Source organism: Neolewinella persica DSM 23188, assembly GCF_000373105.1.
GTDB lineage: Bacteria > Bacteroidota > Bacteroidia > Chitinophagales > Saprospiraceae > Neolewinella > Neolewinella persica.
Window position 1 is genome coordinate 98,050 of record NZ_KB890430.1, and the last position, 14,140, is coordinate 112,189.

General features: G+C 52.5%; 9 protein-coding genes and 1 pseudogene. 2 read left to right on the forward strand and 8 right to left on the reverse strand.

Annotated elements, in window-relative coordinates:
* Positions 1-65 precede the first annotated feature (65 nt).
* The 4 genes from B036_RS0112465 to B036_RS0112480 all read right to left on the reverse strand — a co-directional run bounded on the left by B036_RS0112465 (position 66) and on the right by B036_RS0112480 (position 7,913).
* Positions 66-5,102 (reverse strand): carboxypeptidase-like regulatory domain-containing protein, encoded by a 5,037-nt coding sequence (locus B036_RS0112465; protein WP_157472137.1) that lies wholly within the window; start codon positions 5,100-5,102, stop codon positions 66-68.
* 109 nt (positions 5,103-5,211) lie between these two features.
* Positions 5,212-6,126, reverse strand: a complete 915-nt coding sequence (locus B036_RS0112470; protein WP_020569052.1) for an AAA family ATPase — start codon at positions 6,124-6,126, stop codon at positions 5,212-5,214.
* 9 nt (positions 6,127-6,135) lie between these two features.
* On the reverse strand, positions 6,136-7,275 hold the full coding sequence (locus B036_RS0112475) for a hypothetical protein (protein WP_020569053.1): 1,140 nt from the start codon (positions 7,273-7,275) through the stop codon (positions 6,136-6,138).
* A gap of 260 nt (positions 7,276-7,535) precedes the next feature.
* Positions 7,536-7,913, reverse strand: coding sequence for a hypothetical protein (locus B036_RS0112480; protein ID WP_157472138.1), 378 nt, complete (start codon positions 7,911-7,913; stop codon positions 7,536-7,538).
* A gap of 197 nt (positions 7,914-8,110) precedes the next feature.
* Between B036_RS0112480 and B036_RS0112485 the strand changes: the two genes are divergently transcribed.
* Entirely contained in the window at positions 8,111-8,911 is an 801-nt protein-coding gene (locus B036_RS0112485; RefSeq protein WP_020569055.1) for an SDR family oxidoreductase, read from the forward strand.
* A 45-nt stretch (positions 8,912-8,956) separates the two neighbouring features.
* Here B036_RS0112485 and B036_RS0112490 read toward each other — a convergent pair whose 3' ends face one another.
* From B036_RS0112490 to B036_RS0112500, 3 genes are all read right to left on the reverse strand, one after another.
* On the reverse strand, positions 8,957-10,249 hold the full coding sequence (locus B036_RS0112490; RefSeq protein ID WP_020569056.1) for a Gfo/Idh/MocA family protein: 1,293 nt from the start codon (positions 10,247-10,249) through the stop codon (positions 8,957-8,959).
* Between the two features lie 165 nt (positions 10,250-10,414).
* Positions 10,415-12,619 carry a M56 family metallopeptidase gene (locus tag B036_RS0112495; protein ID WP_026231934.1) on the reverse strand — a complete coding sequence of 735 codons (2,205 nt, stop codon included), beginning with the start codon at positions 12,617-12,619 and terminating at the stop codon, positions 10,415-10,417.
* An 18-nt stretch (positions 12,620-12,637) separates the two neighbouring features.
* The gene (locus tag B036_RS0112500; RefSeq protein WP_020569058.1) at positions 12,638-13,033 is read right to left on the reverse strand and encodes a BlaI/MecI/CopY family transcriptional regulator; all 396 of its coding nucleotides are present in this window, start codon (positions 13,031-13,033) and stop codon (positions 12,638-12,640) included.
* 401 nt (positions 13,034-13,434) lie between these two features.
* Here B036_RS0112500 and B036_RS0112505 point away from each other — a divergent pair, with 401 nt between their 5' ends.
* Positions 13,435-13,845, forward strand: coding sequence for a hypothetical protein (locus B036_RS0112505; RefSeq protein WP_020569059.1), 411 nt, complete (start codon positions 13,435-13,437; stop codon positions 13,843-13,845).
* A 77-nt stretch (positions 13,846-13,922) separates the two neighbouring features.
* Here B036_RS0112505 and B036_RS34125 read toward each other — a convergent pair.
* A pseudogene (locus B036_RS34125) lies at positions 13,923-14,140 on the reverse strand (transposase); the annotation flags it as partial.

A 14,140-nucleotide genomic window follows, 5' to 3' on the forward strand; every position in this document is an offset into this window, starting at 1 on the left:
GGGGTTCCCTCAGGCCTCCGGCCCTGCGGTCACCCCTCGCTACCTTAGACGTCCCTTCGGGACTACTACCTAAACACAAAACTGACCTCCCCACACTGTTGATCAGGCTGTCCCTTAGGGCTGATGTCAAACCGCCAGTCACTGGCATTCTGTCCCACGGCCTGAATCTGATCGCTCTCAAATTTACCGCTCCTTTCCTGGTTGAATGTAGCACTCGTGACCCGTCCGTAAGAATCGATGCAAACGGAGAATACCATGGTACCGGGAGTGGTAACCGGTACAGTGAGGGTCGGCCGGTAGCTAATTCCCAGTCCTAGTTCCCCCTTCGTGACACCGGAACTGGCTAAAAAAGTTGCCCCCTCTGCAGTGGGTTGTTGCGTGCCGGTATTTTGTTGGCTAACACCATTTGGCAATTCGCTGATTTTCATAAAATTGCCAAATACTAACATATGCTGTACGTTGGCCATCCTATTCTGATAGGCATCCACTTCACGACCACTCAGATAGGTAGCCGGATCACCGTACTTCGAGTCTGATGCAATGATATCATCTCCAATTTTATAAGTATTGAACATCAATAAGAACTGGCTATTGGGGTCCTTGATCTCCTGCGTAGCTTTTAGCAGCGCAGCCTTCATTTGTGCCCGAGTTGGGTCAAGGATGGTTCTGACGTTGAAGCCCAGGCTTCTTAGTTCGTTGGTCAGGTTGGCTGTCGACCCAGCCAGATCGGGATAATTTTTAAAGGCAGGATCTTCAAATCTAGAGGTGGTCAGGATCAGGGCTTCACTGTTTCTTCTCAAGCCATCAATGCGATCCCGCAACCTGGGGATCCGGATGGATGGACCAAAAAACAAGAACTGCCCACCAGCCGTATTACCCGGCCCATTCCCAACGGCAACCCTTGTTCCATATTCCTCCTGTAATGCAGTAATAAGCGCGTCGCCCGTGAAAAACTTGCTTTTCCCGGCTTTCAATTTTAAAATCGTAGTGATACTATTAATGCAGCTGTTTGCCGCCGCGGGGGTCCATGTAGCGGTTAGGCCGCGGTTGAATTTATTGGTGGCGTAACCGTCCAATATTCGCTCAATACTCTTCTCTTCTTCCGTCGGTTGTCCACCATTACCGGATTCAACCATCACAATAAGCCCCAAAGACCTTCTGTTCAGCTTACCATTTGTATCCACCAGATTGACCCTTTTAGTTGCGAAACCAGGATAGGATATTTCAATAGACCCCGTAGTTTTATCCCAAATTATGGAGAAATTCCCATCGTAGTCTGTCGTCGTCCTGATTGAGGTGCCCGCCAGTATTACTGAAGCCGGAGAGACCGGCGCTCCGGTTTCATCGATCACACGTCCCCTTAAGGTAATTTCAAGCGACTCCGGTGACTGTGTAGATGTTTGTTGTTCGACCAACAGGATTTCTCCCAGGTCCACCCTTGGCCCTGTAGTCAAACGATAGTTCCGCTCCCGCCGTAAATCACCAATTTCAAAAATAAGCACAAGCGCTTCCGGATCCTCCTCCAGTTTAAGGAAATAATACCCGTTTTGGTCAGTTTTCGTATTAACATCCTGAAGGCGGGCAGTTACCGTTACCCCAGACATACCGTTCCCATTAGGGCCCAATACCCGACCGAATACTTCCTTTGAAGGTCGCACTGGTGGCTCCGTCCCATCAGGCACATTGAGTACAATTTGCTTAAGATCTATACTTGGTTCAAAATTTCCTCCCGGCGAAAGCAGGCTCACCTCTATTGGTGTGGCATCCTGCCAGGAAACTTCCAGGTAGGGTTTACCCCGGGTCAGGGCAAGCGCAAATTGACCCTGCTCATCAGTCACCGTACCTTTATTGGTCCCACCAAGCCTGACCACAGCGCCGATGAGGGGTTTTTCCGTTGTATCTACCACACTTCCGGTTATAATCTGGCCATCAAAATCAAAAGTTGGCCGAGGGTCACTGGTTAACAAATACGCGAGGTTCACCGGCATCGAATCCAACAAATTATCGAAGAATGCAGGGTTTAAGCTATCGATCCTAGTTTTGGTTCTGAGCGCATTAATCCAGGGGTTTATTGCTCCGGATTTATCTTCAGCAGTAAGCTGGACCGCCCGAAAGGACAGCCAGTTAAAAATCCCCTCCGCATGAAGCCTTTGCAACGCAAAGCGGGAGTCCTCTGGGAACTTGCCAGTAATCGACGTGTCAGCAGCCGCCAGCAACTTATTGATGTCCTCATTGAGCATTGGCCCCAGCAGAGCACTGTCGGCAGCTACCCAATTCAGGGTGTACGCCAGGCGGTTAAGTTGGAAAGCAGCGAGGTTGCTGTCTACTAAAGGATACTGCTGATTCTTCAGCAAAAGGGCACTGTCCAGCGCTGACTCGATCCGGTTTACCAGAAGGTCTTTTTTATCCTTTGAACTCATAAAGCCATTACCCCGATCTAAAAAATTCGACTGGATAACCGCCTGATTATTCTTTTCCAATGCCCGGTGCGCATCATCCGTAGGATTCTCCAGTTCCTGCCATAAGGACTTTGTCTCGCCAGGCAGAAGCTCATGCCCTGCCCTATTATACAGGTACATCGGTAAGAACATCAGCAGGCAGACTATGAACAGCCCCAGTAACTCTTTCTCTCGTTCATTGAGGATTTCTCCGGCCTTTGTCGGTGGATTGAGCAATTCGTCGAGGGAAGAATTATCTCCCATCGTCCCCCCCCCTTTTTTAGTGGTCGGGAGCTGCCGCTCGGCCACCTGGTTAAGCTCCGCCAGTTGATCGGGGGTCAACATCCCCATCCGGCGCAGGTCACGGATTTTAGCCTGGTTACCGGTTTCCAGCGGCGCCAGGGCGAAGGTTTGTACCGCCTGGTTTGCCGTCCATTCGCTTTCGGCAAAGGTATTTTCTACTTCTCCGGAGACCGCCTCCAGCTGTTCCAGGGCAGCAGTGCGCGCCAGTTGTTCATCTGCAACGGATAGTTCGGCGAGCAAAGCCAGGCGTAGATCCTGATCCGGAGCATTTGCTGCCAGCCAGGGGATCCGGCTGAGTTGCAGCAGTCGGTCATGCGTTACGTTCAGACCAAGTCCCCGCCCAATGGCAATGGTCAGGCTCCAGTTCGGGTTAGGGGCCACGGACAGGGCCGTTAGCCAACGGAAGAGTTCCGGGTCATTGGCCAGGTAATCGCGGTGGTCAGCAACAGTGGTCCAGGTCCGGTACCGATGGCTGGGTTCAGGGTTACGGCGGAAGCGCTCGGCCTTCCACCGGGGGTAACTACTTCCTTGGTACTCCTCAACCTGGTTGAGGTCCGCTACGCCCCGCAGGATGCCGTTGGTCGTGGCCGGGTACAACAACAGGTCCTTGTGCAGGAGGACTTCCTGGAAGGACCAGTCTACGGCAGGTTCCGTCGTCAGCAGCAAACGACGCGACCACTTCAAAAGCCACCGTTCCTTGGTTGGTTCCAAACGTGGTTCCCGACGGTAGAAGGCATCGACGAGGCCGTGCCCATCTCCCAGAATGATGAGCCGGTGCTCGCCATAACGGCCATTCATTTGGGCGGGACTCCAGCCTTTGGGGTGCGCTTCGTTCCAGAACCAGGTGAAATCACCACTATGGTAATAAACGTCGAGTTCTGCTTCCCGGGACATCAGGAAATCGGTCAGGCGTTTGAGCAATCGGTCCTGTTGTTGGAACTCATCCGTATGGCGGAGAAGGACCAGGTAGTTGGCCGGACGTTTAACCGCCCGCTCCCGCCAGGAAGGAAACCCGCCTTCCCGGACGGTAGCTTCTATCGTTGCTTTACCGTCAAAAGTCTTCCGCAGCCCCGCTTCCCGAACGCGCAACTGATCGGCAATTCGGTAAAAATCAGCTGGAACAGCTATCTGCCCTGTCTGGTCCTGGTAGGGGATTACATAGGGTCCGACGTCATGAAACGGGTATTCTTCCGCCAATTCCTCATCGGTTTTTTCCCGGGAATCCTCCTTTTTCTTGTTCCATTTTCGACGGTGCAACCAATAGATCCAAAGACCAAACAAGAGCGGTAATAAGTACAACCAACTACCAGTCTGCAATATTTGCCGGGGAATATCCTTCTTTAGCGGAATAGTTGGAATGATAGGAATGTTCGACCCTACCTGAACGGTCCGCGGCGGAGAGAGGGCAAAACAATTCTCCGGATCATCAGCCCGTTGTACCAAAAACTGGACTTTGGTTTGTCCCTCCTCCGAAAAAACATATTCTTCCGGTGTCTCTTCCAGTAGCTCTCCGTTGATCAACAGCCGGAAAACAACATCCGAATTAGTCTCCCCGCTTTGACCTGATGTTGCTGCAGACCTAACCTGGCTAGCAGACACTGGTAAATCCCAGGACTCTCCCTGCAAAACCTTCAATGGTATCGTCGCAAGTGAGGGCACTTGAGGTGGATCTCCACAAAGTACCGCCAGCGTAATCGTATCTACGCCCAGTTGGTTTTCATTTACAACCTGTTGTGCCCACAACACAACCTTCAGGGACCGCCCCGTCATGGAATCAGGAATAATGTAATGTAGGTCAAAAGAATCCTGCCGGTGCAGTGAAATTCCAGTTTTGGCATCACGAATGGACCAGACGAAATCGACCGAATCTTTTGCCGTCTCCAGCAAGGTCATGTTCTGAACCTGAAGCGGTTGCCCGGCCCGGGCCTCCGCTTCCTGCTGCAACTCAACCTTTACAAAAGCTTCAGATTTTACGGGCCCCTTATTCTTAGCTAAGGTCCACGCCATCCAGATCAATAAAATCAAGATGGTACCGATCAGTAAATACCGGAGCTGTTTGGCCCATTTTCGCCAACCGGCGGGCGGTGCATCTTCCTTTTTGTCCACCAGCTGTTCCTCCAGGCTGACTACGTAGTCATCCCAAAGCCGGTAGAACCGCTTTTGTTCTCCAGCATTTGTGGCCACGTAAGGAGCCAGGGCATACTTTAACTCTTCAAACCTTCCGATGTAATCCGCTCCCTGCTCGTGAAGGACCCTTCGCAACTGGAACTCCCGACCTGCATCCACTGCGAAGCCCGCGGCGCGGAGGCGCCGGACAAAGCCCGCCAAGGGAAGAGGAAGATGATTGGGGAGGTTGGTCAAGGAGGGATTGATTACGTGGATTTACTTCGTCGGTTCTACACCTCCGATGAACATTTTCTTTCCGGCTAAGCCTTCGAAAAATGATGTACCGGAGGAGGAGACCTTGCGCTTAAAGAAGTTTACGCACAGCCTCCAAATCTTCCTGGGTCTTTACCAGGAAGGAAAGGTTGTATTCCTGGAGTTGCTTCTTCTCTGCTTCGTTTTTACTGGCGTAGTCCTGCATTTCCAGCAGCTCCAGCCAGCCGAGTAATTCGGCAGTAGCGGGTTTCTTGCGGGGAGACGCCGCGCGGGCATCATAGAAGAATTTGAAAAGTTCTTCACGGGCCTCGGCCGTAGCGCCGGTTGCTTCTCCCAGGTGCTTACTCACGATGGACCGGAGTAAGGGATTGTCGTTGCCCGGGAATTCGATGTGGAAGAAAGCACAACGACGCAGAAAGGCATCCGGCAGGTTTTTTTCTGAGTTAGAAGTCATGATAACCACAATTGGCGCATCACCACGGCTAAACTCCTGGTTTTGCTCACGCAGGTAAAAGCACTGACGATCAATCTCATCGAGCACATCGTTGGTAAAATCCCTTGGAGCTTTATCGACCTCATCGATCAGCACGACCCCACCCTGCGGTTTCTTGGGTAACACGGTGCCGACTTTGGCAGCCAATTCCGGACTGGGATTGCTGCGCGCAATCGCTTCACCGAGCGCCTGTAACTCCAGGTATTTGCTGATGTCCGTCGCTTCGCCCGTACGAAGATTCGCCGCCTGAAAATGTGAGAGGGCATCGTAGGTATAAAAAAGGTCCCTGGCCTGGCTCGTCGTTTTAGTTGAGAACTTGAGCGGTTTGGGGTCAAACCCGAAAGCAGCATCCTTGTAATGCTGGCTCAGGTACCAGGCCGCCCAGTCAGCCAGCGTTGTTTTACCGGTGCCGGGTTCGCCGGTCAGCAGCAGGGGGCGCTTGAGATGTATTGCGCCCATCAGGGCCTCTTTCAGGCCGGGGGGCAAAACGTAATCCTGGGTCTGGTAAGCCATGGTTTTCTATTATTTCTTTTTCAGGCAGATGCCTTCGTTGAATTTGTCAATCAGTCGTTTCAAGTCCGCTTCCACCACCAGCATATCGAGTTGATCGCCTTCGGTGGAAAAATTCTCGGCCACCAGTTGTTCCGCGTCGTAGCCGTCGGGGATCATCAGCCCGTGGTGCGTGAACCAGTTGACGATGTCTGAAATCAACACCGGTTCCAGCTCCGGCAGGGCACTACCGTTCTGGCGCCCAGCAATGGCTTCGGCTACCTCTTTGCGGACGGTAGGTTTGTTGTCGCAGTGCTCCAGTCCAAAGAAGAAGTAGAAAGTCGGAGCATCTTCAGGAAGTTCGACTTTGCAAAAGGTCTCGTAAAACTTGCGAAGCATCCCCGGTACCAGGTCCTTACGCCAGTAGCTGTGCCCAACCGTTACGTTGATGCAGACGATGGGGTGCAGGCTACCGTCAGCCCGCTTCAGTTTGGGGCGATTGAGCAAATCCAGAATTGTCAGGTTCAGCATCCCCCGCATCTGGGACATCCCTACCGCTCCCCCCATGAACTGCTGGGTAATAGCATGCACCAATAAAGCCCGGCAATGCTCTTCGCGCATTCCGTTTAGAACGGGGCGACAATGCACGATCAGGGGCGGATCAGCTTCTATGTCAGCGCTCAGGTCATCTGCGGTGAGCTGGAGCCCCACCAGTTTGAAGCCAAGCCGCTCGGCAAGGCTCGATGCCTGCTGGCGGTCGTCTCCGTGCAGGTAGTAGAAGAATACTTTCTGGTCAAAAGCCTCGAACTGTTCGTCGAAGAACTGCCCTTCCTGCGGTGCCCGGTCAACGCCAAAGGCATGAAAAGGAGGAATGAATTCTTGTTCCCGGTTTGTTTTCGCTCCGTCCTGTTTTAGGTCCGCAGAGGAGATTTCTCCCAGCACGTAGAGTAAGCTCCCGTTGATGTTCGCTTGCTCTATGCCCAGCTCCTCTTTACTTTGGGTGTTGGCAGCAGTGGCCATTTCCCAGTTCCTCACCCGGGCGCTGGTGGTTATACATAAATCATGTAACCGGGTCCCTTCCAGGAGCAGGTCATCAATCAAACGACGCAGCAGATCCCCCTGCCGATTTTCAGCAACGAGATCTCGTAGTTCATTTTTAAGATTTTCCAGCATGAATATGGCGCTGCTATGGGCAGGGGTAACGTCGCCTAAAGTTACGAAATTTGATATATGTCTTTGGTTATAATCGTAATTGGGATTTGTTAACTCCGTTTTAAGCTTTGGCTGAGTTAATTAAGTGTTGGTCCACCATTCGTTCCGTACTGCCCCACCCTGCCCTTCACCAATAATTATGCACCCGCGACCGCGCATAAGGAGGCGAGATCGCAGGTGCAAAAAAAGGGTTTCAAAAGCAGGGTCCGTTTCAACGCTAATTACTCCAGAACATAAACAACTATACCGGCCCCTACCGTTCTGCCACCGACTTCCAACCGATAGATGCCCGGCTCGGCGAAGTCAGGGATACCGACCGAGATCACCTGCCGGCCAGCAGAGAGGCGTCGGGCGACCTCCACCAAGGGCTGGCCGTCAGCCATCCTTCTCAGGCTGATGGTGGCCACATCGGGTACGCAGGAGACAATCTCCAGGTCAAGTATGCTGCCCGGGAAGACCTCATCGTTCCGCAGGCGACAGTCGTCGTCACCATCATAGTTGCCGCAAAGGCCATTGGTAGCCTGTCGCCCCGTGGCGGTCTGGGCCTGCAACGTGCCAAAGCTTCCCAGCAAAAGGATAAAAATAAAAAGACGAAACATGGGATAAGTTTTATGGGTAACAGGATGGGCTTCCGGGTTTGGATGCCCTCTTTTCACCAACAATAATCGGTGGCCAAGCGGGTTTACACCACCCGGAATTATTAATCGGTGGAAGGAATTGATTTTTTGGTTGGTCAGGAAAGTACTTCGGGCAAACATCCACCAGTCAATTCCGGTTACGCTATCAAATTATTACCATGAACCTCAACCTCAAAAACCAAGTAGCCATCATCACCGGATCAAGTACCGGAATCGGCGCAGCCTGTGCGATCGGCCTGGCGGCCGAAGGCGTCAAAGTCGTGATCAATTACCACTCGAGTGATCAGGAGGCCAAAAAGGTGGTTAAGCAAATTAAGGCTGCCGGAGGCAAGGCCATTGCCGTAAAAGCCGACGTGTCTAAGGAAAAAGAGGTCAAAAAACTGATTAAGGCCTGCCTTGATAAATTCGGCCATCTCGACATTATGGTTGCTAATGCCGGTCTCCAGGCAGACGCTTCCTTTACAGAAATGACCCTAAAGCAATGGAATAAGGTCATCGGTGTTAACCTGACCGGGCAGTTCCTCGTATGCCGCGAAGCGGCCAGGATTTTCCAAAAACAGGGCGTTCACAAACACGGCCGCGCTGCCGGCAAGATCATCTGCATGTCCAGCGTTCACGATGAGATTGCCTGGGCCGGCCACGTCAACTACGCCACCGCCAAAGGCGGTGTCAAAATGATGATGGAATCCATGGCCCAGGAACTGGCACAGGACAAGATTCGCGTCAATGCGATCTCTCCCGGTGCCATCCAGACCGACATCAATAAAGATGCCTGGGACAACCCCGAAGCCCTCGAACAACTACTCACCCTCATTCCCTACGGCCGGATCGGCCAGGGGGAGGATATTGCCAATGTATGTGCCTTTCTGTGCTCTGACGCTGCCGACTACATTACCGGTGCTACACTTTACGTGGATGGGGGGATGATGCTGTATCCGGGGTTTGCGGATAATGGATAAGGGGTAGAGCCAGGAACCACGCCACTAATTTCCAGCTCCTGATTTCTAGCTTTTAGTTTCCAGCGACATCCGATACTCCGGCCCCAACAGCCGGTTCGCTGCCCGGTTGTTGGTGACGCTTTCGGCGACGGGGTCCCACGTAAGCGGCTTTCTCAGGCGGTAAGCAATGTTCGCGAGCGTACAAAAGCTGGAGGTACGGTGGCCCGTTTCTGCCGGGCAGTTTACCGCCGTTCCTTTGAGGATCGCGTCGAAGAAGCTTTGAAAATGAAGGACGTTTGCGCTGGTCTTCATCGAGGCATTCGTATCGTTGTAGCCGACGAGCCCCGGCACGCTGCTATCAATGAAGCCCCGGGCTACGTCCAGCGTTCCTTCCGATCCAACGAAGTGGACGGCGTTGCCCCGCCCAAACTGGCGGTGCTCCACCCGGAAGCCATCATCGTAAAACATCGTCAGGCCAAATTTCGCATCACCCCCCGGCGGGAAGAACTGGGTGGGTCCGGTGTCGTCCTTTCCGCGTACCCACTGCACGATATCGAACATGTGTGCTCCCCAGTCGGTGATCATCCCGCCGCCAAATTCGGCATAGTTACGCCACTGCGCCCACTGTCGACTATCGGAACCCGGCGCCAGAGAACTATGAAAGGGCCGATCAACGCTGGGACCAATCCACCGCTCCCAGTCCATGCCGGATGGCGTTGGCTGTGCCGGTAAATCGAAAGTACGCGCAGGTTCACCGATGCTGACGATGGCCTCCTTTAGTTCTCCGATGGAACCCGCCTGGATAAGTTCTGCTGCCCGTTGAAACGTTCGCATTGAGCGTTGCATGCTACCGGTTTGCAGGACTTTTCCGCTGCGGTCGACGGCGTCGACGATGGCCCGACCTTCTTCAATGGTGTGGGCCAGTGGCTTTTCACAATACACGTGCAGGCCCCGGTCCAGCGCGTCGATGCACATCTGGGCGTGCTGGTGATCGGGCGTGGCGATCAGGACGGCGTCCAGCCCCGGGTGCTCCAGCAGTTTGCGGTAGTCTGAATAAGTCGTGGGAGCCATCTCCTTGCCACCGCCGGCCAATTCGGCGTAGCGGGTAGCTGCTGAAGTAGCGAATCGTTCCAGATTGGTGGCGTAAACGTCGCATGCTGCCACGAACCGGGCTTCGGGCATTCCATGGGCACGATTGAACAAGCCCATGGCCTGTTTCCCCGTACCGATGACACCAATATTGATCTGGGCGTTCGGACTGGAGCCAACTACACCGGCCCGAAGCCAGGAAGGAGCGAATACGATGCCTGCGCCAAGCGCGGCGGAGCGGAGGAAGTCACGGCGTTTCTGTGTCGTCATGACGCCAAGATAATGATTTCTCCAAAGTAAGCTCGTTTGTAAGACCGTTTTCTACTGGAATTACACAGCTCTCTCCAACTTCCTCTGCACCTGCGGCCGCGCACAATAACAATTCCATAAAGCACCGAAAGCGCCACCATAACCACTACATTATCTCTTCAGCAATTAATTCCGGTTATATTTAGTACCGATATTCCGGCCACTGGGATTAATATTGATCATGAAGGTATTCCCTTCATTTCCCTCAAAATCACCTTTTCCGTAGCGCTTCAAAATAGCCCGGTATTTCGGCTCAAGAGAGATGGGATCGACAATTTTTCTGTTAAAGCGCATGACCTCACTGGTCACCTCCAAACGGAAGTACTGGTCATCCTTACCCAGTAAACCATCAGCGATCAATGCCTCCCGCAGTTCTGCTTCTAATGCGGCCATAATGATTTGGTGACTTTTCATCCGTTCGGTATGCAACTGCATCCGGGTAGTGTGCATTTTCATCCGACCGCTGTGAACTCTCATTCGGCCTCCATGTATTTTCATCCGGACACTGTGCATGGACATACGTATTCCGTGAACATCCATCCGGTCCCCGTGCTCTGCAAGTGATTTTTCCCCGCGCTTGATTTCTTTTTCCAACCCTTCAACGTATTGTTCCGGCTGGTACTCGATGGCGTCCTCCGCTTCTTCTATGGTATCCTCGCTCTGGTCAAGGGCTTGTTCGAATAACTCCGTCATATCATTGTGGGCCAGGGCGTAGGTTAATTCGTTATCAGCCTGAGCTCGTAATGCTTCGCTCCAATCTGCATAAGCCTCCATGATGCGCAGGCGATGTGCCTCCCAGGGCTGCAGGTAGTCTTCGCTTAGGCGCTCGTTCCAATTCTCGATACTGGCCCTGTAAGCATCCGTCTGGTCCCGGAGTTGCTTACGGCCTTCGTCTCCCTTAGCCAATAAATCCCTTATTTCTGTTTCCGTAAGCGGGAGCTTCGGTGCCGTCGGCAAAGCTGGTTCAGCCCCCAACCGGGGAACGGAAGGTTTGGGTAAGCTGTCGTTGTTGGTTTGGGAAAATTCTGGGGTAACGATCCCAACAATCAGTACTTTTTCCCCTGATTTTAGAGAGGATACCGGAGCGTCGATAGAAGTTGAAGGAAGAGGAGTTACTGCCGAATAGTGTTCTGGTGTTGCTTCCGTAGGCTCCTCTACCGGAAGAAGAGCGAACGCATTGTCCTTGACGGGAATTTCATCATCCGTAACACCAGATAAGGAACCATTATCCTGTTGAGAAAGGTCCGGGGACGCCAAAGTATTACCCCCTGCTACTATCGGCGAGACTCCGGCGTAGGCAAAAGCAACCGCGCACCCAAGCAAGGGTAATAGAAGCCACAAACGAAGTGAAAGCGACTGGTGGTGCCGGGGAGTAGGTTGGCAGATCCGCTGGATACGGTTTTGGAGTTGCCCGCCTTTTTTGACGAAACCCATAGCCAGGAAACCCGACTGACGGTGTTCTTCCACCGACAACAAAGTACGGGCATACATCCGGGGGTTTCCGCAGGCCGCAACCGCAACGTCGTCGCAGCATTTTTCCCTTTCCTGGTTGATCTTACCCGCCAGCCACCAGTACACCGGGTGGTAGAAAAGCACGACTTCCAATCCAGTCAGGAATAAATTCACCACAAAGTCCTGCCGCCCTACGTGCGCAAGTTCATGCGCCAGAATAGCTTCCACCTGGGCTACGCTTAGCCCGCTGACCAAACCGATGGGTAGCAGAATGATTGGTTTAAAATGGCCGATCACCAACGGAGAGTCAATCTGGTTGGATTCCACTAATCCGATTACCCGCTCAACGCCCATGCTCCGTTTGAGCCGAAACAGGCGCTCCTGCCATACCGGTGGTAAATTTCGTATTCCGCGTTTCCGCAAACGGAAAGTCAGCAGTAGCATATTACACCAACGGAAAGTAAATACTAAGACACCAAGCCCCCATATAGCTACCAAATAGGCTACGTTGGCTTCCAAAAAGCCAGCCGGAGAAAAGGCGGCACGCTGGAAATCAGGTTTTAAAGAGGCAGACGGTTCAGGAGCGATTACGACCGGTACAATGGTTTCTTCAAGCGCTGTGGTGGTCGGTAAGGAAGGTAACGGCGTGATTTCCCGTACCATGCCTGGGTTCGAGAATTCCAGTTGGGTACCGAACGTCCAGGCCATACCTCCCAGCAACAGCAACAATGCCGTACAGGCAATTCCGTATCTCAATTGTGGAGGCCTGTTTTTTAGCAGGTGAAATAGCGGTAATACTACCAGAAAAAGCAGGGCTCCCTGCCAAAGAGAGTGTAAGAGCGTCCAGCCCAGGGCGGGAACTAAGTCAGAAATAATCATTTGTTGGGATTTTTGGGATTAGGACTTAGACTCGTCGTCCAGGCTATTGAGAAAATCTCGGATACTTTGAAGTTCCGCTTTACTGGTTTTCGCGCCACCGAGAATTTGCATCACCAGGCGGGAACGAGACCCCTGGTAAGTACGCTCTACGATTTCTTCGAGCACCTCCTTCACGTTTTCCTTTTCGCTAATGGTCGGATGGTACACGTGGGTCCGATCCTGCTCCTCACGGGTCAACAAACCTTTCTCCAGCATGATTTGCATGAACTTAAGGGAAGTGGTGTACCCTATTTGCTTTGCTCCCGGCTTGCTGATCAGTTCTTCGTGTATCTGCCGGACGGTGGACGGACCCAATCGCCACAGAATACGGATGATACTCATCTCCCGTGGGGTTGGCTTAGTATGTTTTGACATGGCTACGATTTTTTTCGTAACAAAGCTATACGATTTTTTTCGTAATCACAAGAAAACCCTACGATTTTTTTCGTAATACTTCTTTTGCAGGCTTTACACATGCTGTTCAACTGCTGTCAGGCCCGATGCATTGGGTGTGTTGACCTCGGCTTCTTGGGCGCGGTCGCGGGTGCAGAGAAGGTTGAAGGAAGCGGTGCCGCTCGATTTCTAGGCTGTCCTACGGCCACCTACTAAGCTACCCGAGCGCGCCGGAGCCACGAAGTTTATCTACGCAGCAAATCGAGGCAAAACTACCCGATCAGGTAGGGAACAGCTTTTGAGGCGCCCCGTCCTTTGCAGTATAACGCTGCCGTCGCTACCGCGCCGGTGGCATCATCTGCTTAACCCAACTGCCTTCGACTATGAAAAACCTATCCCTCTTCTTCCTTCTTTTTCTCGTACTGCCACTCCTGGTAACCAGTTGTGGGGAGGATGAGGAAGACATGATACCAGTACCAATGTTTACCCGCGCGGATTACCTCGGCAGCTACTCTGTAGTGGAAGTATGTCCTGGCGGCCAGGACACCTATAACTCCTCCCTTACCGCCGGAGCTACCAGCAACGAAATAATTATCGCCAACCTGTTTAATTTAGGCGATGAAGTTCGGGCTACGGTAAATGGGGACCGCCTGACTATACCAATGCAACTGGCGCCGTCCTGGCGGGAATTTTCCGGAAGCGGCACACTGACGGATCAAGAACTTAAGCTCAGCTTTACCGTAACTGGCGGCAGTGGCTCCATTGATTGTACTGCAGTGCTTACCCCTCAGTAGCGCATTAACTTCGTGCTTAGTAGATCTCAGTTCCGGAAGAGATGATGCTACCCATCTTATTCCTTAAATAACATGAGTCATCCCGAATTTTGAGCCCACATTAAAGTGAGGCAAATCGAGATGGCCATTCTAAGTCTGTAGAGCGGTACCAAGGCATCTCGGTACCGCTTTCCAGTTCTATGACAGTAATTTCTTAAAAAAAGAGGAACCCAGCCTTTCCAGTTGCGCAATATCTGGAGCATGAAGTCATAGACCAAGGTGACGATACTCATCAGCTTCATGCGGTTGTCCCAAA